26 protein-coding genes are annotated in these 24,050 nt (G+C 50.4%); 11 read left to right on the top strand and 15 right to left on the bottom strand.

The genetic code is table 11. The features are described from left to right. Positions 1-40: 40 nt before the first annotated feature. The 8 genes from potI to OGV71_RS22675 all read right to left on the bottom strand — a co-directional run bounded on the left by potI (position 41) and on the right by OGV71_RS22675 (position 7,189). Positions 41-886, bottom strand: a complete 846-nt coding sequence (gene potI, locus OGV71_RS22710) for a putrescine ABC transporter permease PotI (RefSeq protein WP_003035376.1) — start codon at positions 884-886, stop codon at positions 41-43. Next, positions 883-1,836, bottom strand: a complete 954-nt coding sequence (gene potH, locus OGV71_RS22705) for a putrescine ABC transporter permease PotH (protein ID WP_003035374.1) — start codon at positions 1,834-1,836, stop codon at positions 883-885. The genes potI and potH overlap by 4 nt, the downstream gene beginning before the upstream one ends. Before the next feature lie 9 nt (positions 1,837-1,845). After that, positions 1,846-2,979, bottom strand: coding sequence for a putrescine ABC transporter ATP-binding subunit PotG (potG, locus tag OGV71_RS22700; protein WP_003035373.1), 1,134 nt, complete (start codon positions 2,977-2,979; stop codon positions 1,846-1,848). 138 nt (positions 2,980-3,117) lie between these two features. After that, positions 3,118-4,230, bottom strand: a complete 1,113-nt coding sequence (gene potF, locus OGV71_RS22695) for a spermidine/putrescine ABC transporter substrate-binding protein PotF (protein WP_003035370.1) — start codon at positions 4,228-4,230, stop codon at positions 3,118-3,120. A gap of 433 nt (positions 4,231-4,663) precedes the next feature. Then, positions 4,664-5,140, bottom strand: coding sequence for a type III secretion system chaperone family protein (locus tag OGV71_RS22690; protein ID WP_003035368.1), 477 nt, complete (start codon positions 5,138-5,140; stop codon positions 4,664-4,666). Between the two features lie 90 nt (positions 5,141-5,230). Further along, on the bottom strand, positions 5,231-6,133 hold the full coding sequence (gene rimK / locus OGV71_RS22685; protein ID WP_119174095.1) for a 30S ribosomal protein S6--L-glutamate ligase: 903 nt from the start codon (positions 6,131-6,133) through the stop codon (positions 5,231-5,233). Positions 6,134-6,192: 59 nt separating this feature from the next. Further along, positions 6,193-6,915, bottom strand: a complete 723-nt coding sequence (gene nfsA, locus OGV71_RS22680) for a nitroreductase NfsA (protein WP_003836934.1) — start codon at positions 6,913-6,915, stop codon at positions 6,193-6,195. Beyond that, positions 6,899-7,189: a YbjC family protein gene (locus OGV71_RS22675; protein ID WP_003035362.1), complete on the bottom strand. Its 291-nt coding sequence runs from the start codon at positions 7,187-7,189 to the stop codon at positions 6,899-6,901. Before OGV71_RS22675 ends, nfsA begins: the two co-directional genes overlap by 17 nt. A gap of 172 nt (positions 7,190-7,361) precedes the next feature. Here OGV71_RS22675 and OGV71_RS22670 point away from each other — a divergent pair, with 172 nt between their 5' ends. After that, on the top strand, positions 7,362-7,625 hold the full coding sequence (locus tag OGV71_RS22670) for a GrxA family glutaredoxin (protein ID WP_003035358.1): 264 nt from the start codon (positions 7,362-7,364) through the stop codon (positions 7,623-7,625). 34 nt (positions 7,626-7,659) lie between these two features. Here OGV71_RS22670 and OGV71_RS22665 read toward each other — a convergent pair whose 3' ends face one another. Further along, on the bottom strand, positions 7,660-8,040 hold the full coding sequence (locus OGV71_RS22665; protein WP_003035356.1) for an inner membrane protein YbjM: 381 nt from the start codon (positions 8,038-8,040) through the stop codon (positions 7,660-7,662). 269 nt (positions 8,041-8,309) lie between these two features. Between OGV71_RS22665 and OGV71_RS22660 the strand changes: the two genes are divergently transcribed. After that, entirely contained in the window at positions 8,310-9,995 is a 1,686-nt protein-coding gene (locus OGV71_RS22660; protein WP_003035354.1) for an aspartate:alanine antiporter, read from the top strand. A 61-nt stretch (positions 9,996-10,056) separates the two neighbouring features. On the opposite strand, the gene OGV71_RS22655 is transcribed toward OGV71_RS22660, so the two are convergent. Further along, positions 10,057-10,326, bottom strand: a complete 270-nt coding sequence (locus OGV71_RS22655) for a hypothetical protein (protein WP_286534039.1) — start codon at positions 10,324-10,326, stop codon at positions 10,057-10,059. Between the two features lie 166 nt (positions 10,327-10,492). Between OGV71_RS22655 and OGV71_RS22650 the strand changes: the two genes are divergently transcribed. Together OGV71_RS22650 and OGV71_RS22645 are read left to right on the top strand one after the other, a co-directional pair. Continuing rightward, positions 10,493-11,704 carry a multidrug effflux MFS transporter gene (locus OGV71_RS22650; protein ID WP_204583820.1) on the top strand — a complete coding sequence of 404 codons (1,212 nt, stop codon included), beginning with the start codon at positions 10,493-10,495 and terminating at the stop codon, positions 11,702-11,704. 155 nt (positions 11,705-11,859) lie between these two features. After that, positions 11,860-12,657 carry an SDR family NAD(P)-dependent oxidoreductase gene (locus tag OGV71_RS22645; RefSeq protein ID WP_204583822.1) on the top strand — a complete coding sequence of 266 codons (798 nt, stop codon included), beginning with the start codon at positions 11,860-11,862 and terminating at the stop codon, positions 12,655-12,657. A gap of 12 nt (positions 12,658-12,669) precedes the next feature. Here the strand turns inward: OGV71_RS22645 and OGV71_RS22640 are convergent, their stop codons facing one another. After that, entirely contained in the window at positions 12,670-13,584 is a 915-nt protein-coding gene (locus OGV71_RS22640) for a DMT family transporter (protein WP_032948920.1), read from the bottom strand. A 102-nt stretch (positions 13,585-13,686) separates the two neighbouring features. Between OGV71_RS22640 and OGV71_RS22635 the strand changes: the two genes are divergently transcribed. Then, positions 13,687-14,601: a LysR family transcriptional regulator gene (locus OGV71_RS22635; protein ID WP_048219203.1), complete on the top strand. Its 915-nt coding sequence runs from the start codon at positions 13,687-13,689 to the stop codon at positions 14,599-14,601. A 5-nt stretch (positions 14,602-14,606) separates the two neighbouring features. Here the strand turns inward: OGV71_RS22635 and OGV71_RS22630 are convergent, their stop codons facing one another. Beyond that, positions 14,607-15,155 (bottom strand): TetR/AcrR family transcriptional regulator, encoded by a 549-nt coding sequence (locus OGV71_RS22630; protein WP_003035341.1) that lies wholly within the window; start codon positions 15,153-15,155, stop codon positions 14,607-14,609. A gap of 85 nt (positions 15,156-15,240) precedes the next feature. Here OGV71_RS22630 and OGV71_RS22625 point away from each other — a divergent pair, with 85 nt between their 5' ends. The 3 genes from OGV71_RS22625 to OGV71_RS22615 all read left to right on the top strand — a co-directional run bounded on the left by OGV71_RS22625 (position 15,241) and on the right by OGV71_RS22615 (position 17,653). Beyond that, a complete protein-coding gene (locus OGV71_RS22625) occupies positions 15,241-16,449 on the top strand; it encodes an MFS transporter (RefSeq protein ID WP_204583824.1) in 1,209 nt (402 codons plus the stop codon). Continuing rightward, positions 16,449-17,264 (top strand): Cof-type HAD-IIB family hydrolase, encoded by an 816-nt coding sequence (locus OGV71_RS22620; RefSeq protein ID WP_003035335.1) that lies wholly within the window; start codon positions 16,449-16,451, stop codon positions 17,262-17,264. Before OGV71_RS22625 ends, OGV71_RS22620 begins: the two co-directional genes overlap by 1 nt. A 107-nt stretch (positions 17,265-17,371) precedes the next feature. Next, entirely contained in the window at positions 17,372-17,653 is a 282-nt protein-coding gene (locus tag OGV71_RS22615; protein WP_003035330.1) for a hypothetical protein, read from the top strand. A gap of 28 nt (positions 17,654-17,681) precedes the next feature. On the opposite strand, the gene OGV71_RS22610 is transcribed toward OGV71_RS22615, so the two are convergent. Further along, on the bottom strand, positions 17,682-18,914 hold the full coding sequence (locus OGV71_RS22610; RefSeq protein ID WP_061548429.1) for an MFS transporter: 1,233 nt from the start codon (positions 18,912-18,914) through the stop codon (positions 17,682-17,684). 298 nt (positions 18,915-19,212) lie between these two features. Here OGV71_RS22610 and ybjG point away from each other — a divergent pair, with 298 nt between their 5' ends. Both ybjG and deoR read left to right on the top strand, forming a co-directional pair. Further along, positions 19,213-19,821 (top strand): undecaprenyl-diphosphate phosphatase, encoded by a 609-nt coding sequence (gene ybjG / locus OGV71_RS22605; protein ID WP_003836958.1) that lies wholly within the window; start codon positions 19,213-19,215, stop codon positions 19,819-19,821. 64 nt (positions 19,822-19,885) lie between these two features. Next, positions 19,886-20,644 (top strand): DNA-binding transcriptional repressor DeoR, encoded by a 759-nt coding sequence (gene deoR / locus OGV71_RS22600; RefSeq protein WP_003035319.1) that lies wholly within the window; start codon positions 19,886-19,888, stop codon positions 20,642-20,644. 45 nt (positions 20,645-20,689) lie between these two features. Here deoR and dacC read toward each other — a convergent pair whose 3' ends face one another. Beyond that, entirely contained in the window at positions 20,690-21,892 is a 1,203-nt protein-coding gene (gene dacC, locus OGV71_RS22595; RefSeq protein ID WP_003035316.1) for a serine-type D-Ala-D-Ala carboxypeptidase, read from the bottom strand. Positions 21,893-22,220: 328 nt separating this feature from the next. On the opposite strand from dacC, the gene OGV71_RS22590 reads away from it, so the two are divergent. After that, positions 22,221-22,847 carry a glutathione S-transferase family protein gene (locus OGV71_RS22590; protein WP_204583826.1) on the top strand — a complete coding sequence of 209 codons (627 nt, stop codon included), beginning with the start codon at positions 22,221-22,223 and terminating at the stop codon, positions 22,845-22,847. A 5-nt stretch (positions 22,848-22,852) separates the two neighbouring features. Here OGV71_RS22590 and OGV71_RS22585 read toward each other — a convergent pair whose 3' ends face one another. Beyond that, positions 22,853-23,950, bottom strand: coding sequence for a PQQ-dependent sugar dehydrogenase (locus tag OGV71_RS22585; protein WP_204583828.1), 1,098 nt, complete (start codon positions 23,948-23,950; stop codon positions 22,853-22,855). Positions 23,951-24,050 lie beyond the last annotated feature (100 nt).

The raw sequence follows: 24,050 nt of genomic DNA, 5'->3' as shown, positions 1-24,050 counted from the left end.
CAGCTGCGCCGTATAGACAGGTTGGCAGATTTTAGTTTTTTCAGCCGCGTCTTGCACGTTGGATATCGCGGATCCGTTGTTTTTCTGTTCGCGCCATCAGATACCACGCGATAAATCCGATAATTCCTACCACACCAAGAATCAGCGTCGCCAGCGCGTTGATCTCCGGGTTGACCCCCATACGTACGCTGGAGAACACCAGCATCGGTAACGTTGTGGCACCAGGACCAGAGACAAAGCTGGCAATAACCAGATCATCGAGTGACAGCGTGAAGGCTAATAGCCAACCGGAAATCACCGCCGGCATAATCATCGGCAGCGTGATGACGAAAAAGACCTTCAGCGGCGTGGCGCCAAGATCCATCGCTGCTTCCTCAATGGAATGATCCAGTTCGCGCAAACGTGAAGAAATCACCACCGCTACGTACGCTGTACAGAAGGTGACGTGCGCCAGCCAGATGGTCAGCATTCCGCGATCAGCCGGCCAGCCGATGGCGTGAGCCAACGCTACAAACAGCAGCAGCAGCGACAAACCGGTAATGACATCTGGCATAACCAGCGGCGCGGTGATCATAAAGGCGAAACCATTCGAACCACGAAAACGACCAAAGCGCACCATTACCACGGCGGCGATGGTGCCAAGGATTGCCGCCATCGTCGCAGCGCCCGCGGCAATCGTTAGGCTCATGCCTACGGCGCTTATCATCGCGGTATCGTGAAAAAGCTCGCCATACCAACGCGTTGACCACCCTGCCCAAACCGTCACCAGCTTCGAGCTGTTAAACGAATAGATAACCAACATCAGCATCGGCGCGTACAGGAAGGTAAAGCCAACTACCAGGATAAAAATACGCCACGGAGAGCGAACGACCGGTAAGTTATTCATCCGTGTTCCCCCACGCTTTTTTGCTGATATTTGTGGAACCACATGATCGGCACAATCAGTAACAGCAACATAATAATGGCGACCGCAGAAGCCACCGGCCAGTCGCGGTTATTGAAAAACTCCTGCCAAAGCACACGGCCAATCATGATGCTGTCCGGGCCACCCAGCAGCTCAGGGATCACAAACTCGCCAACAGCCGGAATAAACACCAGCATTGACCCGGCAATAATCCCGCCCTTGGTCAACGGCACAATCACGCTAAAGAAAGTCTTCAGCGGTCGGGCACCTAAATCCAGCGCCGCTTCCACCAGCGAGTAATCAATACGGGTCAGCGCGGTATAAATCGGCAGCACCATAAAGGGCAAATAGGCGTAAACAATGCCGATATAGACCGCCAGATTGGTGTGCAAAATAGTCAACGGTTGGTCGATGACGCCCAGCCACATTAGAAAGTTGTTCAGGACGCCGTTGTTTTTCAGGATCCCCATCCAGGCATACACGCGAATTAAAAACGAGGTCCAGGACGGTAGGATCACCAGCAACAGCAGAATATTACGCGTTGAGGGTTTACTGTGCGCGACGGCCCATGCCAGCGGGTATCCCAGCAGCAGACAACAGATTGTCGAAATTCCCGCCACCTGTAACGATTGCAGGTAGGCATCGAAATAGAGCGGATCGTCCGTCAGTTGCAGGAAGTTGCCTAAGTTGAGCGTGATGGATAACTGATCGTCAGCCCATGAAACGAGGTCGGTATAGGGTGGAATAGCGCGCGCCATTTCAGCCAAACTGATTTTGAAGACGATCAGAAAAGGCAGCAGAAACAGGAGCAGCAGCCACACATACGGCAGTGCGATCACCAGCTTGCGCCCGTGCTTCATTTGTAGCCGCGACATAAACAGCCTGAATCGCCCCGCGTTATCCACGCGTGCCGCAGGTTCAAGTGTACTCATCTTCGCTCCTTAAACCGTCAACACCACACAGCTGTCCGCATCCCAACATAAACGGACTTCGTCGCCCCAGGTTGGTAACCCTTTACGATAACGATGCTCATTTTGTAGCTGGGCGCTCAACATCTGACCGCTTTTCAAACGTACGTGGTACACCGACAAATCACCCAGATAGGCAATGTGCACCACTTCGCCTACCGCGAAGTTATAACCCTCTGGCGGAGGCGCTTCGCAGAGCATGATTTTTTCCGGACGCAGCGCAACATACACCGGGACGTTATCGACAACAGAAGCATCGGCGTCCACTTTCAGCGGATGTACCAGTCCTGGAGACTCAATCACCAGACCATCTTCCCGACGTTCTTTCAGCAGTCCCTCAAAAACGTTTACCGAACCGATAAACTCTGCGCTGTAACGCGTGGTCGGATGCTCGTAGATCTCTTCTGGCTCACCAATCTGGACAAATTTTCCACGATTCATGATCGCAATACGACCCGCCATCGTCATGGCTTCTTCCTGATCGTGCGTCACCATCACGCAGGTCACACCGACGCGTTCCAGGATATCCACTACCTCCAGTTGCATGCGGTCTCGGAGTTTTTTATCCAGCGCCCCCATTGGTTCATCCAGCAGCAGCAGTTTTGGACGTTTTGCCAGGCTGCGCGCCAATGCCACGCGCTGACGCTGGCCGCCAGAAAGCTGATGTGGTTTGCGTTTAGCGAACTCCTGCATATGCACGAGTCCCAGCATCTCATTCACCCGACTGGCGATTTCAGCCTTCGGCAGTTTGTCCTGCTTGAGACCAAAGGCAATGTTCTGCTCGACAGTCATATGCGGAAACAAGGCGTAGGACTGAAACATCATATTAATTGGACGCAGATAAGGCGGGACATGCGCTAAATCGACGCCATCAAGCATGATTTGCCCGGTAGTCGGCAGTTCAAATCCCGCCAGCATCCGCAGCAGTGTCGATTTGCCGCAGCCGGACGCGCCGAGCAGAGCAAATATTTCACCTTTGTAGATAGTAAGATTGACGTCATCAACGGCGTGCTGACCGTCAAATGACTTGGTCAGATTGCGAATTTCAAGCAGCGGGGTCAGCGCCTTGCGGATTTTCGCTTGTGGGCGTGGGGTTGCATCATTCACTCAGGTGCTCTCCGGCATAAAACAAAGAAACGGTGCAAATAACGCACTATAACAGTGCGTATTGCCGGGTTATATGTGTCCGGGCTCAACGCTGCCCGGCAGGCACAAATCCTGCCGGGTCATGTCCCAAACATCGGTTTATTTCCCGCTTTTTACCTTCGTCCATGCGCGGGTACGTACACGATCGATCTTCGGATCCTGTACTTTCAGTGTGAACAACTTAGCTCGCACATCCGCAGGCGGGTAAATACCCGGGTTGTCACGAACTTCAGGGCTGACCAAAGCCGTCGCTTCTTTGTTGGCATTGGCATAAAAAACGTGGTCGGAGATATGCGCAATAACATCAGGGCGCAGCAGGTAGTTGAGGAACTGATAGGCTTCGTCTTTGTTTTTCGCATCGGCAGGCATCGCGAATACGTCAAAGAACGCCATTGCACCTTCTTTAGGAATTGAGAAAGAGATATTGACGCCATTTTTCGCTTCTTTCGCACGGTTTGCGGCCTGCCATACGTCCCCAGCCCAGCCGATTGCGACGCAGGTATCACCGTTTGCCAGGTCGTTGATGTACTGCGAAGAGTGGAAATAGCGAATATTCGGTCGCAGTTTCAACAACAGATCCGTTGCCGGTCCGGTGTAATCATCCGCTTTGGTACTGTTTGGATCTTTACCCAAATAGTTCAGCACCGTGGCGAACACCTCTTCGGGGGCATCAAGGAAAGAGACGCCGCAGCTTTTGAGTTTTTCCAGATTTTCTGGCTTGAGGATCAAATCCCAGCTGTCAACCGGCGCATCCGGCCCCAGCACAGCTTTAACTTTATCCACGTTGTAACCAATACCGGTCGTAGCCCACATATACGGCATCGCAAACTTGTTGTCCGGATCGTGTTTGCCCACCAGCTTCAGCAGTTCAGGATCAAGGTTTTTCCAGCCCGGCAATTTGCTCTTATCCAGCGGTTGGAATACGCCCGCGGTCAGTTGACGCTCAAGGAAGCTGGCGGATGGAACGACAAGGTCAAAGCCGGTACTGCCAGCCATGAGCTTACCTTCCAGCACTTCATTGGAATCAAATACGTCATAGATGACTTTAATTCCGGTCTCTTTTTCAAAATTAGCCACCGTGTCCGGGGCAATATAATCAGACCAGTTATATATATGCAGCGTTTTTTGTTCAGCAGCGAGCGTGCCGGCAGAGACGGCCATCAGAGCACCCGCAACCAGGCCTGATAACCATTTTTTATTTAAGGCGGTCATAATCTCTTTCCTTCTGAAAGTTCGTTAACAAACGAACAAAAATGTCACACTCTAATGATATGCAAGAAACGTGCATATTCTTTCATGCGGCACCGATGTAAAGAGAGACCTCTCCTCACGCCGCTATTGCTCGCTGGCATCCGTCCAGACATTCAACATACATTGTGGCCGTAGAACAGGTCACAAGGGGCTGTTTAAATGATGACGTTGGTAAGCTTCGCAAGAATAACTTTAGCCAGGAATTGTGGATATAGCCCAGATTAAAAAACGTCTTTTATCAATTTTTTATGCAGGAATTGTCTATGACGTAAAGCGGAAGGCGCTGAATAGAGGTGAATAATTCTTTAATGAAAGGTTAAATACAGAATAAAAACGGGCAATACGCAACCGCTCTGGCAGCGGCTGCGCAATATATGTCCAGATTCAGGAAGAATTAATGGAGGAAATGAATTTCAGCGGTGCTATTCTGCGCATCTTCTTCAGCATTAAATAACAGCTGATGCGCACCGGCTTCAAGGATCACCATCGATATCTGCTCTTCGCTCTGGCGAACAAAACATTCAAACTGCTCAAACGTCACGCCCGGCATAACGGATAAAGACTGGCAAACCACCAGTTTTGGCAGATTATCATCCTGCATATCCAGAAAAGCTTTCACCGTCAGTGAGCTGGCATTGATCGCGGACAGATCGGCGGCCAGCGGCAGCAGTGCAGAAGGTCTGACTTCTGCCATCGCGGAAAACAGAATGACGTTATCGACCAAATCAACTTTTGCATCAAAGATGCCGTCAAAATTCTGCATGTGCGGCAAATGCAGCGCCTGACAGGTATCGCATTCAAAAAAACTCATGCCCAGGTCGTCGAGCCATTGACGCAACGTATCCAGAGTGGGAACGACCAGTGATGTCATAATAATGTGCGACCTCTATTGATGAAAAAAATACCGGCACAGCTTACGCAAAAAGAGCGTGTCATACCACGATCGCAATCGATATTGCGCTTAGCCGCCGATTTTAAGGCAAAATTCAGGCGTAGCGTGACGTTCGATCCACTGGATCATCTTGCCAGCTATGTCTATCCCGGTGGTTTTCTCCACTCCTTCCAGCCCCGGAGACGCGTTGACCTCCATGACCAGTGGCCCTCGATCAGCGCGCAGAATATCAACGCCTGCAACGTCCAGGCCCATAGTCCGGGCGGCTTTGAGCGCAATTTTTCTTTCGCGCGGCGTGATACTCGCAATAGTCGCCACACCACCGCGATGGAGATTAGAACGAAAATCGCCCTCTTTAGCTCGTCGTTCAATGGCGGCCACTACTTCGTCGCCCACCACGAAACAGCGGATATCGCGCCCCTTCGCTTCTTTGATATATTCCTGAACCAGGATATGGGCATTCAGCCCACGAAAGGCATCTACCACGCTTTCTGCAGCCTGCCGCGTTTCCGCCAACACCACGCCAATACCCTGGGTGCCTTCAACCAGTTTCACCACTAACGGCGCACCGCCAACCATGTCAATCATGTCGCTGGTATCGTCGGGAGAGTGGGCTATCCCGGTGATGGGTAAATCAATTCCCTGACGCGCCAGCAGCTGTAGCGAACGCAGCTTATCGCGCGCCCGTGTAATCGCTACCGATTCATTCAACGGATAGCTACCCAGCATCTCAAACTGGCGCAGCGCCGCCGTCCCATAAAAGGTAATCGCGGAACCAATCCGCGGGATCACCGCGTCGAAATGGGGAAGCTGACGGCCCTTGTAATGAATAGAAGATGCCGCCGGACTGATGTTCATATAGCAAGAAAGGGGATCGATAACTTCAACCAGGTGACCGCGCTGCATCGCCGCTTCACGCAGGCGTTTACAAGAATAGAGCGTTCCGTCCCGGGACAAAATGGCAATTTTCACCCTGCACCTCTCTGAATGACCTGGTAAAAGCTGGCGTATCATACACTGGGTTAAAATCTTTAGCGCGTGGCCCATCCCTGTTTATGCAAATATTCCAGGATAAAGGGGCGACTTTCTTTAATGATGGTACGGCGAATGTGATCGCTCCAGGTGTCACGACGCGTATTGCTGCCGCGGGTCAGATAGTACTGAGCAAGCTGTTCGTCATACTGCGACAAAACGTCTGTATCGAGCGGCTGATACTGGTTTTCGTGCACAACAAGTGACGCAGGCAGGCGCGGCTTGATATCCGGGTTATCCGCAGGCCAGCCAAGGCACAAACCAAACAGCGGCAGAACGTGCTGTGGCAGCTTCAGCAGTTCGGTGACCGGCTCAATATTGTTACGCAAACCGCCAATGAATACGCCGCCAAGTCCCAGCGACTCTGCCGCCGTCAACGCATTTTGCGCCATCATTGCAGTATCAACCACGCCCAGCAGCAGCTGTTCCGCCAGCCCAAGTTGCGCATCAGGGCAAATCTGCAAATGACGATTAAAATCAGCGCAAAACACCCAGAACTCAGCGGCCTGCGCCACATGCTTTTGGCCGCCAGATAAGGTAGCCAGCGATTCACGCAGAGATTTATCCGTTATACGAACGATCGTCGTGCACTGTAGAAAACTGGAGCTTGACGTTCCCTGAGCGGCGGCAATAATCGCCTCACGCTGTGCATCCGAGATAGCATCATCGGTAAAATGGCGAATGGAACGGTGGCTGCGGAGTAAATCAATGGTTGGTGTCATCTCTTTTGTCTCTGTCTAAATCAGTTGAATCACCGGGTGCGCGTGACATAAGTTGCGGTGCCAGCAGTTGCGCAATACGCCACATCAACGCCACCGCAGCAGGGAGCATCAGCAGTACGCCCAGAAATATCATCACCACGCAGGCTAACGGGCTGTTAAGCGGTGCGGGCAAGGTGAGGTAATCGTTAAGCGATAGCAGCGCCAGCGATAACAAAACCATCCCAACTATTTCCAGCATCAATACGCTTTTGGGTAATACACCAATTGTGCGCATACGCGGCCTCCCGGCGAAATGGCTTTCATTATAAAACGTTCCAGCTTGCCGTGTTTAACAGATATAGCTTGAGGATATCAAAGCAACAGGCTGAACCTGCTTTCCATCCGTCACAAATCGCGGCATCATAACAAGTATTGCCATCCGGCCTGATAAGTTCGAGGAGAAAGAGATGTTTGCCGTTATTTTTGGTCGTCCAGGGTGCCCGTATTGCGTGCGCGCAAAAGAATTAGCAGAAAAATTAAGCAGTGAGCATGACGATTTTAACTTCCGCTACATTGATATCCATGCTGAAGGAATTACCAAAGCAGATCTGGAAAAAACAGTAGGTAAGCCAGTTGAAACCGTTCCGCAGATTTTCGTCGATCAAAAACACATCGGCGGCTGCACGGATTTTGAAGCCTGGGCAAAAGAGAATATGAATCTGTTCGCCTGATAGCTGTTTCTACGCCCTCAGCTTGAGGGCGTCATCAGTTCTTTTTCCGCCGTTGATGCTGATTGAATAAGCTACTGATAAATAAAAAACATAATGCGCCAAGCGCGCACCAAAACACCGCACTAAACAACCACGCCAGCTCTTGCCACAATGAACGCGTCGGCATAAAAACGAACCGCATCAGTAACAGGCAGCACGGCGCCGCCAACATTGCACCAAGAAGGGGTTTGAGTACTTCCCGACGATGGGAAAAAAAGCTTGCTGCAGCACCTGGTAAGATAAAAAACAACAATCCGACCTCAGGATGCCCTGCCGCTCTGAATGCCCCTTTCACGTTCAGCGTTAATGAAAGACACACCACAATAAAGAGCACAAAGCAGCAGACCGCACTCGCCCAACTTTGCTTATGTTTCAATCGTTCCTCCTGACACATTCTCTATCGAACACTCTTTTCGCCCGCAGGCGTCCAGTCAGATAAAGTAACTCGGCATTCCATGCCAAAAACACACCCACACGATTCTTATAGCCGTTGATACGTAATGAGATTAAACTAGCCGCATATATTGTTATGCTGCATTATTCGGGGCTGTGTACGATGCTGTCGCCCCTTAATTTCTGGCAAAAACATTAGCGTAAATTGCCATTTCTTTCAATAGCTTACTAGTAAACAAGAAGTTAGTCTCCGTGAATATAAACGTCGCAGATTTGTTAAATGGGAATTACATCCTGTTATTATTTGTGGTCCTGGCTCTGGGCCTGTGTCTGGGCAAATTACGTCTGGGTTCAGTCCAACTCGGTAATTCCATTGGCGTTTTAGTGGTCTCCCTATTATTAGGTCAGCAGCACTTTAGTATTAACACCGATGCATTAAATCTCGGCTTTATGCTGTTTATTTTTTGCGTCGGCGTCGAAGCCGGCCCCAACTTTTTTTCGATTTTTTTTCGCGATGGGAAAAATTATCTAATGCTTGCCCTGGTAATGGTCGGTAGCGCAATGCTGATCGCCCTGGGGCTGGGTAAGCTATTTGGCTGGGACATCGGCCTGACGGCGGGTATGCTGGCTGGCTCGATGACCTCAACGCCGGTGCTGGTCGGCGCAGGTGACACCTTGCGCCATTCAGGAATGTCAGGAACACAACTTTCAAGCGCTCTCGATAACCTGAGCTTGGGTTACGCCCTCACCTATTTGATTGGTCTGGTCAGTCTGATTGTTGGTGCACGCTATTTGCCGAAACTTCAGCATCAGGACCTGCAAACCAGCGCCCAACAAATCGCGCGTGAACGAGGCCTGGATACTGATGCCAATCGTAAAGTTTACCTCCCGGTGATTCGCGCCTATCGCGTTGGCCCGGAGCTAGTGGCATGGGCCGATGGTAAAAATCTGCGCGAACTGGGTATTTATCGTCAGACCGGTTGTTACATTGAACGTATCCGTCGCAACGGCATTCTTGCCAACCCGGATGGTGACGCGGTGCTGCAAATGGGCGATGAGATAGCTCTGGTGGGTTATCCGGACGCCCATGCCCGCCTCGATCCCAGCTTCCGTAACGGTAAAGAGGTGTTCGATCGCGATCTGCTCGATATGCGCATCGTCACTGAAGAAATTGTAGTGAAAAACCACAATGCCGTTGGTCGTCGCCTGGCCCAGTTGAAACTGACCGACCACGGTTGTTTCCTGAACCGCGTGATCCGCAGCCAGATTGAAATGCCTATTGATGACAACGTCGTGCTCAATAAAGGTGACGTTTTGCAGGTCAGCGGTGATGCTCGTCGCGTGAAAACTATTGCCGATCGTATCGGCTTCATTTCGATTCACAGTCAGGTGACCGATCTGCTGGCCTTCTGCGCCTTCTTTATCATCGGTCTGATGATCGGGATGATCACCTTCCAGTTCAGTAATTTCAGCTTCGGCATCGGGAATGCGGCTGGACTGCTGTTCGCCGGTATCATGCTGGGCTTCCTGCGAGCCAACCATCCAACGTTTGGCTACATCCCACAGGGTGCACTGAATATGGTGAAAGAGTTTGGTCTGATGGTATTCATGGCTGGCGTCGGTTTAAGCGCAGGCAGTGGCATTGGTAATGGCCTGGGGGCCGTCGGTGGTCAAATGTTGATTGCCGGTCTGGTAGTCAGCCTGGTTCCGGTTGTTATCTGTTTCTTGTTTGGTGCTTACGTATTGCGCATGAACCGCGCCCTGCTGTTTGGCGCCATGATGGGCGCACGTACCTGTGCTCCGGCAATGGAAATCATCAGCGACACCGCACGCAGCAACATCCCTGCGTTAGGCTATGCTGGGACCTACGCGATAGCTAACGTTCTGCTGACATTAGCGGGGACACTCATCGTCATTGTCTGGCCTGGCCTTGGTTAGCGCTGAAATTTACCCTTAAACGAAAATTTTTTGCAGGTAAGCAGAACTTTTCTTCAAGGCGTCAGTCATAACTATTGCCACTGCTTTTCTTTGATGTCCCCAATTTGTGGAGCCCATCAACCCCGCCGTTTTGGTTCAAGGTTGATGGGTTTTTTGTTGCCTGAAATTCACTACTGAAAAAATCAATCACCAACACCAGCACCAGCACCAACACCAACACCAACACCAACACCAACACCAACAGTATGCCCGTATCCGAAGTCAGTGTACTTATGGTTCCTCGTGCTGCCTGGCAATCAAACACAATTAAATTTAACTGGAACCCTACCATCGAAAATTATGGCTATATACCTGTGACTCATATCTCAATTTTTTTGAGTCAAAAGTTTGACAGTTCATTTCAACTCTGTTTTATTGCCTACACGATAATTATCCACAACATCTCTATTTAAATAGTGAACTTTTTCATGCTTTTAATTTACTCATGGTGATAAGTAATGAAGCTGCAAACTGTTATTCATAGAAAGAACATAGTTTACTTTACTGTCGGCCTGGCCATGTTGACGATAATGGGGATTCTGGGAGTGGACACTTATTTACCTTCAATTCCCGACATCGCAAAAGAATTTGAAAAAAATGTCTCAACCACGCAGTTGTCGATTATGGTTTATACCCTATGCATTGGTTTTGGACAGCTAATTTTTGGTCCATTATCTGATGCTATTGGCCGGCGAAAAATTATGCTTACAGGTGCGGTTATTTATGGCGTGACAACATATTGTCTCACGCTCTCAACCGATCTGGTTATGTTTCTGGCGATCCGTGTCATACAAGGTCTTTCTATATCAATAACGCTGGTTACAGCAATCAGCGCAGTTCGAGATGTAACTCGTGGTTCAGTGGCCGCGACGCTGTATGCCATCATCATCACTATCGAAGGTGTCGTTCCCATTGCTTCGCCCCTGCTGGGAGGGATAATTAATGACTTATGGGGATGGCGCGCAATTTTTTTAATGATATGTGGCTATGCTATTATAACGTTAATATACGTTTATTTTAACTTCCCTGAAACACTCAGCCATGAGAGAAGGGTTGCCTATTCATTAAAATCATCATTTAATACGTATAAAGAGATCAGCAAACAACCTCGATTTTATCTACCTTGTCTGTCTCTTGGTCTGTCATTCTCGCTGATTTATTGCTATGTCACAGCCTCCCCATTTATTTTTATGGTTACGTTTGGATACTCATCAACGCAATTTGGTGTGCTTTCATCAATTATTGGAGGCTTCCTACTGCTGGGGGCTGCATTATCAGGTAAACTTCTTAAGAAACGGTCTGCGTCGCAAATTTTGAATTCGTGGCTGAAAATCATCGCCTCATTTATTGTACTGTGTATTCCATTAATAATACTTAGTTATCACGTCAATATTTTTATATTCTTCTTTATTATCCTGATGTTTGCTGGAGGGATGTTCGAATCACTCTATACCTACCTGACCATGTCCAGCCAGCGCACCAACCTGGGAGCGACCTCTGCGTTGATGGGAGCCGCCTCGCTGGTTATTCCGTCAGTTATCGGAGGTATCGGTAGTTTTTTAATTGAGCTAAATACCAGCATCTGGATGATGTACTTGCTTTTGATAATTTTGATAATGATATACATGTTAAAGAAATATCAAACACTTACAGTAACTGATCGGCGTTAAAATGAGCTGATAGACATTGCTGCTATAAGACCTATAGCAGCAATGTCCCCGGCATAACCTGATTTTCATCGCTGACCCGGAAACGCTTTCTCAAATTTGCAGCATGCCCGTTATGGCACATACTTTACTCGGTGCTAAATGGTGATGGGGTTGCTATGTTACTCTCAGGCAAAGTCGCAATGATCTTCGGTGGCAGCGGCGCTATTGGTAGTGCAGTTGCGCATACTATGGCGCGCGAAGGAGCCCATGTGTATCTGGGCGCGCGCCGTCAGGAAAAGCTGGATTGGACCGCAAGTGGCATCCGAACGGCGGGTGGTACAGTCGAAACCTTTATCACCGATGTACTCGACGAGCACAACGCATCGAAGGAAGTTACCCGCCTTGTACAGCAAACCGGTGGAATAGATGTGGTGGTTAACGCAACGGGATTTATGCACGAACAGGGCAAGCGCATCGATGCATTATCCCTCTCTGAGTTTATGAGCGGTATCACCCCTTTTCTTGCGGCGCAGTTCAATATCGCAAAAGCCGTAACGCCACACATGGGCGGCAATCGAGCGGGCGTTATTCTCACCATCGTTGCGCCCGCAGCCCCGATGGCGATGCCCGGGCATCTCGGCCATATCGTCGGCTGTGCAGGAACAGAGGCTTTTATTAAGGCGCTCGCCAGCGAGACGGGACCAATAAACATTCGTGTCGTCGGCGTGCGGTCGCATGCGATTGTGGATGCTGTAGCGGCTGGCTCCTATACCGGAGAAATTTTCACCGCTAAAGCACAGTCAATGGGTTTAACCGTCGATCAATGGTTAGAGGGGGCGGCGCAAAGCACCATGCTCGCGCGCCTGCCTACGCTTGCACAAATCGCTGAGGTTACAACCTTTCTCGCTTCAGACCATGCCAGCGCTATGACCGCCACAGTGGTAAATATTACCGGGGGCGCCACCGTAAGCTAATTTACCCGCTTTTCACGCCATGTGCTGCTGCGAGCCTTTTTTTGCACTCGGACGGGAACACAATGCTATACCGCACATAATAACCAACGCGCTCACCAGATGATATGAATGCAGAGCGACGTGCAAAAACATCACGCTAAATAATCCGCCACTCAATGGGATCAAGTGTGAATAGATCTCTCCACGCGTTGCGCCAATGGCGCTAATCCCTTTGTTCCATAATAGATATGACAGCCAGGAAGGAAAAATAACAAGGTATGCCAGCCCAGTTACAACGCCTGTATTGGCATAGCTATTCCATCCCGGCATACCATTGCGTATCAACTCCAGAGCCAGTACCGGAATAAGTACAATCGCACCTAACAGCGCGCTCACTGCGACAAAGGCGTTTCCCTTTACCTCACGCGGTTTAATGCGTAAAAAAGCACAATAGACGGCCCAACTTAACGCTGACCCCATGGTCCAGAAATCGCCCTGATTCAGATGTGCAAATACCCGCGCATTTATCATATCACCCTGCGACACCAGCCATATAACACCAACAGTACTCAGGATCACACCAGCTATATTTCGCGCAGAAATCCGCTCTTTAAAAAAGAACTTATTGATTAACAGTACGAGTGCCGGGGTGGTGGACATATAAATCGCGGCATTAAGCGAGGTTGTATATTGCAAGCCGATATACAGCGTTAAGGGGAAAAGAACCTGACCACAAAGCGCAAGGAAGACGATAGTACCAAAGGATTTTTTCATCACCGGCCATTGCTCTGTGACCTGACGAAAATAGAGCGTCATCAATAATAACGCGGTAAATACCCAGCGCGCCGCTGATAAAACGATGGGATTAACTTCAGCGACCAAGAGATGACCAATCACATAATTTCCACCCCAAAAACAGGCAGCCAGACTGAGTAAAAGATAGGGCATATTTGCGCCTTATTGTCAGTTGTACGGTATGACCACAAGGCTACGGCGGCGTGAGAATGAATGCTAATATAACGTTTTTATCCATCTGCATAGATTAAAACTATGAAATTTACGCTAAGGCAACTTGAGTTTTACATCGCGCTTGCAGAAACATTACAAATTTCCAAAGCTGCCGCACGCTGTCATATTTCTCAGTCATCAATGACCATTGCCATGCGGAACCTGGAAGAAGCATTAGACGTGCAGCTATTTGTACGTTATCCCAAAGGTGTGAAGCTCACCGCTGAGGGCGAGCGCTTTCTGGCACATGCCTGCAACATCATCAACAGTAGCCACTCGGCTATTGACGCCCTGCATGACAGGAGCGAAATTCTCACCGGCACAGTGCGCATAGGCATTGCCGAAACGCTCTCTGCCTATCTTATTCCGGATATACTCAACGATATTGAACGACGTTTCCCTTTGCTGGAGATCGTGTTTTATGAAGCCACTGCACCGGAACTGGTACAGGCTCTACGGGAACAAAAGGTCGATTTTTGCCTGCTTCTGACCTCAAATATCAACCATGATAACGACCTGGAGATTGAAACATTTATTCGTTCACAGCGCCGCCTGTGGACGTCTATTGGGCATCCGCTACAGAGCCAGGCATCGATCCGTTTAATAGACGTCGAGAAACTACCATTTTTACTGCTGGAAACCGATAAGTACCCTGACGTAATCATCGATTACTGGCAGCAGCGTGGCTATACGCCCAATATCAGTTTTCGCAGCAACTCTTTTGAAGCAATAAGAAGTCTGGTTGCAAAAGGCAGAGGGATAACCATTTTATCCGACCTGGTGTATCGCCCGTGGTCACTGGATGGTCTGCGCGTCATGCACAGAACGATTGATGATTTTATTACTTACATGGATGTCGGGACGGTAAAAAAAGCCGCCCGACCGTTGACGCCAGAGGCGGTAAAAGTCATTGATTTTTTACGTCAGGCCGTTACCCGCCTCGACAAACCATTTTGAGGATTTTATCTCTGCGGCAATTCGGCAATACGCTCCACCATCATCAGAATATCTTCTCGCTGCAGCGGTTTTTTATCCGTGACAAAATGCAGCGTCATTCCTTCAATAAACGCATCCAGCGCCCGCGCCGTAACCGGATCAAACCACTGCTCTAACGTTTGTTGGCTGCGTAGCATCCAGTTCTGCATCACCGTTTTCAACGCTGGTTTACGGCTGGCGAAAGCATACAGCTGATACATGAGCTCCATATTATCAGGCGTTGTGACCTGGGAGCCGTAAATCATATCGGTAATCGCATGGCAGGCCGCCTGCGCATCAGCAACGTCGGCAAAAAAATCCTGGTACTGCTGAGACATAGTATGCGTAAAACAGCTGAATGCCTCCAACAGCAGATCATCTATTCCTGCAAAATAATAGGTCATTGAGCCCAGTGGCACCTCGGCAATCATAGCGATTTTACGGTGTGTAACCCCATGAATACCATGGATTACTATCGCCTTAAGGGTGGCCTGAACTATTTTTTCCCGCCGCTGCGGATCGTTTGCACGTCGCACTGCATTTCCTCTTCTTGCATTTGTGTACAAATGTACACAACCTTGCTAATGTTGTCTTCTTTCCTCTTTTCTTTGGCTCGAATTCATGACTGGCATCTCATCACGCAAAGCCTTAAGACGTCGCACCTGGGCGCTGTTCACGTTCTTCTTTTTACCAGGATTATTAATGGCCTCCTGGGCAACGCGTACCCCTGCCATCAGAGATATTCTCTCCATCTCTACCGCCGAAATGGGCGCGGTGCTGTTTGGACTCTCTATTGGTTCGATGAGTGGCATTCTTTGTTCGGCCTGGCTGGTGAAACGATTTGGCACGCGCAAAGTGATCCGCACTACCATGTCATGTGCGGTCATTGGGATGGCTATCCTCAGCGTGGCGCTCTGGCTGCATTCCGCCTGGCTTTTCGCATTTGGTCTGGCCGTGTTTGGCGCCAGCTTTGGCGCAGCAGAAGTGGCCATCAACGTCGAAGGTGCGGCGGTTGAACGCGAAATGAATAAAACCGTGCTGCCGATGATGCATGGTTTTTACAGCCTGGGAACGCTGGCGGGCGCAGGAGTCGGGATGATGCTTACCGCCTTCAGCGTCCCGGCAAACGCGCATATTCTGCTGGCGGCGCTGGTAGCTATCACTCCTATCTTTATCGCCATCAAAGCAATTCCTGAGGGTACGGGTAAAAATGCCGCTGATGGTTCTCCCTCCGGTGAAAAAGGACTGCCTTTTTATCGCGATATCCAGTTATTGCTAATTGGCGTCGTGGTGCTCGCAATGGCATTTGCTGAAGGTTCCGCCAACGACTGGCTTCCGCTGCTGATGGTGGACGGTCATGGGTTTAGCCCAACATCAGGCTCTCTGATTTATGCCGGATTTACGCTGGGCATGACCGTTGGCCGCTTTACTGGCGGCTGGTTCATCGACCGCTACAGCCGCGTCATGGTGGTGCGCGCCAGTGCGCTGATGGGCGCTCTCGGGATTAGCCTGATTATTTTTGTCGACAGCTCTTGGGTGGCGGGTGTTTCCGTTATTTTGTGGGGACTCGGTGCATCACTCGGCTTCCCGCTGACCATTTCAGCCGCCAGCGACACCGGCCCCGATGCACCAACCCGCGTCAGCGTTGTCGCAACAACCGGCTATCTGGCGTTCCTGGTTGGACCGCCGCTGCTGGGCTACCTGGGTGAACACTACGGCCTGCGCAGCGCTATGCTGGTGGTGCTGGCGCTGGTGCTCGTTGCCGCCATCGTCGCGAAAGCGGTGGCGAAACCGGATCTCAAAAATACCACGGTGATGGAGAACAGCTAATGAGTATCAAATTAATTGCGGTCGACATGGATGGCACATTTTTAAGTGACCAAAAAACCTATAACCGTGAGCGCTTTATGGCGCAATACCGCCAGATGAAAGAACAAGGGATCCGCTTTGTGGTCGCCAGCGGCAATCAATATTATCAGTTGATTTCCTTTTTCCCCGAACTGGCCAGTGAGATCTCATTTGTTGCCGAAAACGGCGGTTGGGTAGTCAGTGAAGGTGAAGATGTTTTTAACGGCGAACTGGCAAAGGATGATTTCCAGGCCATCGTTGAACATCTGCTCACCCGTACGGACATTGATATTATTGCCTGTGGTAAAAGCAGCGCCTACACGCTGAAGCAGTACAGCGATGAACATAAAGCTGTTTCCGCCATGTATTATCATCGTCTCGAATTTGTAGATAATTTTGATAATCTTAACGACGTTTTCTTCAAGTTCGGGCTGAATATTTCCGACGACAGAATCCCACAGGTGCAGGCCGATCTCCACGAGGCGATTGGCGACATTATGGTGCCGGTGCATACCGGCTACGGCAGCATCGATTTAATTATTCCCGGCGTGCATAAGGCAAATGGTCTGCGGCTGCTGCAACAACGCTGGAATATTAACGACGATGAGGTTGTTGTGTTTGGCGATGGCGGAAATGATATTGAGATGCTGCGCCAGGCGGGATTTAGTTTTGCAATGGCCAACGCCCATGAGCCGGTTATTAAGGCGGCGAAATATCGCGCGGGATCGAACAACGAAGAGGGCGTCCTGGATATTATCGACCGCGTGTTAAAGAATGAAGCACCGTTTACGCATTAACGCCTCAGCACAGACGGCAACAAAATGATGGCATGATCTATTCATAATCCGCCTCAAATTAACCCACTGGATTATTACTTCCAGTGAATATTTCAGGTGAGCGGATTATGAAGAAAAGTGTACTGATGGCGACATTGTTGCTGGGTTTTGCAGGGTCAGTATTTGCACAAAGCGTTACCGTTGATGTACCAAGCGGTTATAAAGTGGTGATCGTGCCCTCTTCCGTCAGCGTGCCGCAGGCGGTCAACGTGACTACTGCGCCACAAACGGTGTATGTTGCCCCGGCACCTGCCCCGGCTCCTGTTTATCGCGCACATCCTTATGCGCGACATGTTGCCAGCGTCGGTGAAGGCATGATCATCGAACATCAGATTGACGATCACCACTAAGTTTCTGCCAGGCCCGGGCAACCGGGCTTTAGCCTTCCCGGGAATCCCCTACCCGTTTATCTTTCAGGAAGATCACCATCAGAATCAGCCACAGCACGCCGCTGGCCAGATTGAACAAGCTGAACAAGCCGTTGCCTCCCAGCAGATAAGCGTGTTTACTCAGCTCGATACCAACGGTAAAAATCAGCATCTGCAGCATACCCATTGCGGCAGAAACTGTACCTTTACTCATTTCACTGGCAAACAGCGTCAGGCGCACCAGCCCCGCATTCGCCACGCCAATGCCAAACGCATAGATACTCAAACCCGCCGTCATCCATAGATATGCATGAGATGACACCACCGTGGCCGCAGCGGCAATAATCAGGCCAACGGCAATTGGCCAGCCGCCCATGATAATCAGCGAACGCACGGTTTTTCGCGAAGTCAGACGCGCCAGCACCAGGTTACCGGCAATCAGCGCACCAAAAATCGGCACCTGCAACAGGCCATATTCGTAACTACTGAGATGTTCTCCGCTGATGATAATAATCGGAGATTGCGCAATCCACGCCAGTAACGGCAGGCTGACAAAACCCAACGCCAGTGCGCCTGCAACGAAACGCACGTTCCTTAGCACCAACTTATAATCCTTGCCCAGCTCTTTAATGGACAGCTTTTCACCCAGCCGGGTTGCCGTTTCCGGCATCGCGCGTTGCAGACCAAAAAAGGAGATGGCCGCCAGAGCAGCAAACAGGATAAACATCCCTTCCCACGGCAGAACATGTACCCAAGCTGCGCCTACCAACGGACCCAGCAACGGCGCAATCAGCGCCACGTTTGCCATCAGCGCGGTAATTTTTATGCAGACCGCTTCTTCAAAGGACTCCTGAATGGCGGCGTAACCCACCGCACCAATAAAGCACAGGCTTATCCCCTGCAAAAAACGCAGGAAAGTAAATTGCTCAATATTCTGTGCAAGCAGGGTCGCAAGGCAGGTCACGATGAACCAGAGCACGCCGGTTAACATCACCGGACGACGCCCAACACGATCCGATAGCGGTCCTAATAACCACTGTAAAAACATGCCGCCAGCCAGATAGGCGGTCATGGATGTGGGTACCCAATCTATTCCGGCATTGTATTGCTCCACCACCGCCAACATTCCAGGCTGGATCATATCGTTGCCGATATAAGTAGAGAATTCGTAAAGCACCAGACAGAGAGGGAAAAGTAATGCCTGACGCCCCAAACGGGCGCCTGAAGATAAACGGTTCTGCATGCAGTCTCTTAGCTATAGAAAAATCGCGCAAAGTGTAATAAATGCGCCGTACTGGTGATAGTGAATTATGTGATTTGAAAGCAAAATGCGCACATTTTTACATTCATTTGCTCAAGAAGATTTTGCTTTAAGGTTAATTTAAGTTGAGACCGCTATCATGCTCAATAAGTCTCATTAATTGTCTTAAAAATAGTCATTTAGCAGACAAATAAGACAAGACCGCTTTTTATCCCGTGAAAGCAATTTTATGCTCTCGCTCCCATGGGTCTTTTTAACGATTACACTGAGTCTGGACGTTATGCTGGAAAATCTGAACAACTCACTTTTTTACCTGATCAATGCAACACCCGACTCTGCGCAATGGGCAATTTCGCTCGCCATTTTCATTGCCAAAGATCTGATCAGCATTGTGCCGCTGTTAGCCGTTGTGCTCTGGCTATGGGGACCTCGCGGTCAGGTTACGCTCCAGCGCCAGTTGGTCATCAAAATGGCCATTGCGTTGATAGTTGGTCTGACGATTTCCTGGCTGATGGGACATCTGTTCCCTCACGATCGCCCGTTTGTAAACCACATTGGTTACAACTTTCTGCATCATGCGGCAGATGACTCTTTCCCGAGTGACCACGGTACGGTTATCTTTACCTTTGCACTGGCCTTCCTGTTCTGGCATCGCCTGTGGACGGGCGCTCTGCTGATGGTCGTTGCCGTGGCGATTGCCTGGTCGCGGGTTTACCTTGGCGTACACTGGCCGCTGGATATGCTGGGCGGATTACTGGCTGGGTTGATCGGCTGTCTGAGCGCCCAGATGATCTGGCAGCGCTTTGGCGCGACCCTGTACCTCGGCTTGCAAACTTGCTATCGCGCCTGCTTCGCCCTCCCCATCCGTAAAGGTTGGGTACGTGACTAACCCACGGTAAAAAGAGTAGTATTAAGCGCGAAACTGAGCACTTATTCTATTCTCCAGGGGAACTATGGAAACTCGACGCGACGAGCGTATTGGTCAATTACTGCAGGCGCTGAAACGCAGCGATAAATTACACCTCAAAGAAGCCGCAACGTTGCTGGGCGTGTCTGAGATGACCATTCGTCGCGACCTGAATAATCATGATGCTCCCGTCGTACTGCTCGGGGGCTATATTGTTCTGGAACCCCGCAGCGCTAACCATTATTTAATCAGCGATCAAAAATCCCGTCTGGTTGATGAAAAACGTCGCGCCGCCCAGCTGGCGGCGAGTCTCGTGCAGGCGCATCAGACCATCTTTTTCGATTGCGGTACTACCACGCCGTGGATCATTGAAGCGATCGACAATGAACTGCCCTTCACCGCAATCTGCTACTCGTTGAATACGTTTCTGGTGCTGCAGGAAAAACCGCAGTGCCGCGTCATTCTGTGTGGTGGCGAATTCCATGCCAGTAACGCGATTTTTAAACCGCTCGACTTCCAGGAAACGCTGAACAATCTCTGTCCGGATATCGCCTTTTATTCCGCGGCAGGCGTTCATATCGAGAAAGGCGCGACCTGTTTTAATCTGGAAGAACTGCCGGTGAAGCACTGGGCAATGTCGATGGCGCAGCATCACGTTTTGGTGGTCGATCACAGCAAGTTTGGCAAGGTGCGACCTGCGAGGATGGGGGAATTAAAACGCTTTGATACCATTATCAGTGATAACCGCCCTGACGATGAGTATGTCGAGTACGCTAAAGCGCAACGTATCACGCTGAAGTATTAAGAGATACTGCCGGACGGCGATTGCGCCATCCGGCAATAGGTAAGATTAAGAGAACCAACCACCAAACCACTGGTGGAATTTCATCATCACAAAGTCCCACATGCGGCTAAAGAAACCACCCTCTTGCACATCTTCCATCACCATCAACGGACGTTGCTCAATGGATTTTCCGTTCAACTGAAAGTCGATAGTGCCCACAACCTGACCTTTCTTCAGCGGTGCAGTTAGCTGTGGTTCAGTCAGGGTAAAGCTGGCCTTCAGGTTTTTGAGCTGGCCACGCGGGATGGTCACAGAACCACCTTCTCCGGCACCCAAATTCACTTCACTCTTATCGCCAAACCATACGCGCTGAGTAACGAAAGTCGCATCCGGCTTGATCGGCGTAACGGTTTCAAAGAAGCGGAAGCCCCAGGTCAGCAGCTTTTCTGACTCATTAAAACGAATGCGATCGGTTTTCGCCCCCAGCACCACGGAGATCAGGCGCATATCGCCCTGGGTCGCGGAAGCCACCAGGTTGTATCCCGCCCCGGCAGTGGTCCCGGTTTTCATACCATCCACGTTCAGGTTGGTGCTCCACAACAGACGGTTGCGGTTCGGTTGACGAATTTTATTGAAGGTAAATTCTTTCTCTTTGTGAATAGCATACTCTTCCGGCACATCGTGAATTAACGCCTTCCCGAGCAGCGCCATATCACGTGCGGTACTGAACTGTCCTGCCGCATCCAGACCGTGCACCGTCTGGAAAGTAGTGTTGGTCAGCCCCAGTTTTTTCGCATAGCCGTTCATCAGACCAATAAAGGATTCTTGGCTGCCGGCAACGTAATCAGCGAGTGCAATACACGCATCGTTACCTGACTGAATGATAACGCCTTTATTCAGATCTGATACCGCAACCTGATCGCCGGGCTTGAGGAACATCACCGACGAACCGCGCAGGGCTGGATTACCGGTCGCCCAGGCGTCTTTGCCCACGGTGACCATGTCGTTGAGGTTAATTTTTCCGGCCTTCAGCGCCTGCCCAACCACATAGCTGGTCATGATTTTGGTCAGACTGGCAGGATCCAGTTTCTCATCAGCATTACCTTCCGCCAGCACCTTGCCACTGGCGTAATCCATCAGAATCCACGCGCGCGCGTCCACGCTCGGCGGGGCCGTCGGTTGCTCCGCCGCCTGTACGGTCGGCGCCAAAAGGATTAAGAGTGCAGAACCTGCAGCAAAGCTGCGAAGTGAAGAGAAGTATTGCGTCATAAATGCCACCCGAGTATCCATTCCAAAAAACCACGTCATACCACACCGTGTTTACACAAAACCAGCCAAGCGACCTCGACCAACCCATGCAGAAAAAGTCTGATGGATGACGTGTAAAATAAGTGCGGTGAGTAATAACGCACTAATGAGCTTAAAGAAACCGTAAGTTGGTAAAGTTTTTAAAGTTTATGCAATAACGCCGCGCTGCGCTGCTCCTGGCACGATTTTTTTAGACTTTGTTGCGTAAATATTAGGTTTACCCCACCATGTGAGCTAGTCAGATGGCATCTGCAGCCATAAAGCTGCTCAATTAATTTGCGGGGTTACTATGATTACACTGTGGGGTCGCAATAACTCGACCAACGTAAAAAAAGTATTGTGGACGCTCGAGGAACTGGAACTGCCGTATAACCAAATTCTGGCGGGCGGACAGCATGGCGGTAACCGCGATGCCGACTATCTGGCACTAAACCCGAACGGACTGGTCCCGTTGCTACGCGATGATGAAACGGACGTTGTGCTGTGGGAATCCAATACCATTGTCCGCTATCTGGCCGCTCAGTACGGACAAAAACGTTTGTGGATTGACGCACCGGCCGCGCGCGCCGTCGGCGAAAAATGGATGGACTGGACAAATCAGACGCTAAGCCCTGCGCATCGGGTTATCTTATTTGGCCTGGTCAGAACACCTGCCGATCAGCGCGATCTAGCGGCCATTGAGGCCAGTAAGCAAGTTTGCGATAACCTGTTTGCCATTCTGGATAACGCGCTGGCAGACCAGTCATGGTTCTCCGGGGCTGAATTTGGCACGGCGGATATCGCTGTGGCACCGTTTATCTATAACCTGTTCAACGTTGGCCTGAGCTGGACCCCGCGCCCGCATCTGGAACGCTGGTATCAGCAACTGACCGAGCGCCCGGCGTTTCAAAAAATCGTGATGATCCCGGTCAGCTAAACAAATCAGGGACTCACTTTTAGTAATTCCCCGTCGGACTCGTCGGTTAACACGTACATATAACCATCTGGTCCGACGCGCACATCACGGATCCGTTGCCCCCTTTCCTGCAACAGACGACCATCCTCAGTGACCGTATTCTCTTTAACGCTCAGTACGATCACTTCTTTATCTTTCAACGCGCCGATGAACAACTTCTGCCGCCACTGTGGAAAGGTATCACTATTATAAAAAGCCATTCCGCTGACCGCTGGCGACTTTTCCCAGTAAAAGATGGGTTGTTCCGTGCCAGCAACAATTTGACCTTTTGCTTCGGGAATTTTCAAACCACTGTAGTTAACACCCCAGGTCGCGATAGGCCAACCGTAGTTTTTCCCTTTCTCGGGGATATTAATTTCATCGCCTCCGCGTGGGCCATGCTCATTGAGCCACAACACATCACTCCACGGATTCATCGCCATACCCTGCGGGTTGCGGATGCCATACGACCAAATCTCTGCCCGCGCTCCCTCCATGTTCACAAACGGATTATCCGGTGGAATTTTGCCCTCATCGGTCAGTCGTACGACCTTGCCCTGCAGCTTATCCAAATCCTGAGCAGTTGAACGTTGGTTATTCTCACCAAGGCCGATAAACAGATAGCCGTTTCCATCAAATACCAGACGTCCACCAAAATGGTTTCCGGTAGAGAGCTTTGGCTGTTGGCGAAAAACGGTCTGAAATTCTTGCAGGTGTTTGAGATCGTCACTCAATCGCCCGTAGCCTACCGCGGTGCCCGCTTTGCCTTCACTGTCAGCTTCCGCGAAGCTTAACCACACCCGGCGGGATCGTTCAAAGTCCGGAGCTAACACCACATCAAGCAATCCGCCCTGACCATTCGCCCAGACTTTTGGTACGCCGGTCAGCGGGTCGGAAAGCCCTTTATCAGGCTGCCAGAGTCGAAGCTGTCCACCTTTGAGCGTAATGAGCATACCCCGGTTATCGGGTAAAAAAGCCAGTGACCATGGGTGATCGAGTTTGGTTTGCAGCACTTCCACTTTTACCGCGACGGCATAAGAGGAAAATAGCGCAAGTGGGATAGCACAGAGAAAGAGTCGACGCATAACACCTCCTTAATGGCTCTGCATAAAGCGTAGCCAGCAAGGGGAATCACCCCGTCATATTTACATAATCTTAACGAAAAGGGGGAGTGCCCTCCCCCTG

Source organism: Citrobacter sp. Cf088, assembly GCF_030334295.1.
GTDB classification, from domain to species: domain Bacteria; phylum Pseudomonadota; class Gammaproteobacteria; order Enterobacterales; family Enterobacteriaceae; genus Citrobacter; species Citrobacter freundii.
This window is presented reverse-complemented; position numbering and strand designations above follow the sequence as displayed.

What these genes read in the sequence shown, in the direction of transcription:
- potI (WP_003035376.1), bottom strand. Translation starts at nt 886, where the DNA reads ATGAATAACTTACCGGTCGTTCGCTCTCCGTGGCGTATTTTTATCCTG.
- potH (WP_003035374.1), bottom strand. Translation starts at nt 1,836, where the DNA reads ATGAGTACACTTGAACCTGCGGCACGCGTGGATAACGCGGGGCGATTC.
- potF (WP_003035370.1), bottom strand. Translation starts at nt 4,230, where the DNA reads ATGACCGCCTTAAATAAAAAATGGTTATCAGGCCTGGTTGCGGGTGCT.
- OGV71_RS22690 (WP_003035368.1), bottom strand. Translation starts at nt 5,140, where the DNA reads ATGACATCACTGGTCGTTCCCACTCTGGATACGTTGCGTCAATGGCTC.
- nfsA (WP_003836934.1), bottom strand. Translation starts at nt 6,915, where the DNA reads ATGACACCAACCATTGATTTACTCCGCAGCCACCGTTCCATTCGCCAT.
- OGV71_RS22675 (WP_003035362.1), bottom strand. Translation starts at nt 7,189, where the DNA reads ATGCGCACAATTGGTGTATTACCCAAAAGCGTATTGATGCTGGAAATA.
- OGV71_RS22670 (WP_003035358.1), top strand. Translation starts at nt 7,362, where the DNA reads ATGTTTGCCGTTATTTTTGGTCGTCCAGGGTGCCCGTATTGCGTGCGC.
- OGV71_RS22655 (WP_286534039.1), bottom strand. Translation starts at nt 10,326, where the DNA reads ATGGTAGGGTTCCAGTTAAATTTAATTGTGTTTGATTGCCAGGCAGCA.
- OGV71_RS22650 (WP_204583820.1), top strand. Translation starts at nt 10,493, where the DNA reads ATGAAGCTGCAAACTGTTATTCATAGAAAGAACATAGTTTACTTTACT.
- OGV71_RS22645 (WP_204583822.1), top strand. Translation starts at nt 11,860, where the DNA reads ATGTTACTCTCAGGCAAAGTCGCAATGATCTTCGGTGGCAGCGGCGCT.
- OGV71_RS22640 (WP_032948920.1), bottom strand. Translation starts at nt 13,584, where the DNA reads ATGCCCTATCTTTTACTCAGTCTGGCTGCCTGTTTTTGGGGTGGAAAT.
- OGV71_RS22635 (WP_048219203.1), top strand. Translation starts at nt 13,687, where the DNA reads ATGAAATTTACGCTAAGGCAACTTGAGTTTTACATCGCGCTTGCAGAA.
- OGV71_RS22625 (WP_204583824.1), top strand. Translation starts at nt 15,241, where the DNA reads ATGACTGGCATCTCATCACGCAAAGCCTTAAGACGTCGCACCTGGGCG.
- OGV71_RS22620 (WP_003035335.1), top strand. Translation starts at nt 16,449, where the DNA reads ATGAGTATCAAATTAATTGCGGTCGACATGGATGGCACATTTTTAAGT.
- OGV71_RS22615 (WP_003035330.1), top strand. Translation starts at nt 17,372, where the DNA reads ATGAAGAAAAGTGTACTGATGGCGACATTGTTGCTGGGTTTTGCAGGG.
- OGV71_RS22610 (WP_061548429.1), bottom strand. Translation starts at nt 18,914, where the DNA reads ATGCAGAACCGTTTATCTTCAGGCGCCCGTTTGGGGCGTCAGGCATTA.
- ybjG (WP_003836958.1), top strand. Translation starts at nt 19,213, where the DNA reads ATGCTGGAAAATCTGAACAACTCACTTTTTTACCTGATCAATGCAACA.
- deoR (WP_003035319.1), top strand. Translation starts at nt 19,886, where the DNA reads ATGGAAACTCGACGCGACGAGCGTATTGGTCAATTACTGCAGGCGCTG.
- dacC (WP_003035316.1), bottom strand. Translation starts at nt 21,892, where the DNA reads ATGACGCAATACTTCTCTTCACTTCGCAGCTTTGCTGCAGGTTCTGCA.
- OGV71_RS22590 (WP_204583826.1), top strand. Translation starts at nt 22,221, where the DNA reads ATGATTACACTGTGGGGTCGCAATAACTCGACCAACGTAAAAAAAGTA.
- OGV71_RS22585 (WP_204583828.1), bottom strand. Translation starts at nt 23,950, where the DNA reads ATGCGTCGACTCTTTCTCTGTGCTATCCCACTTGCGCTATTTTCCTCT.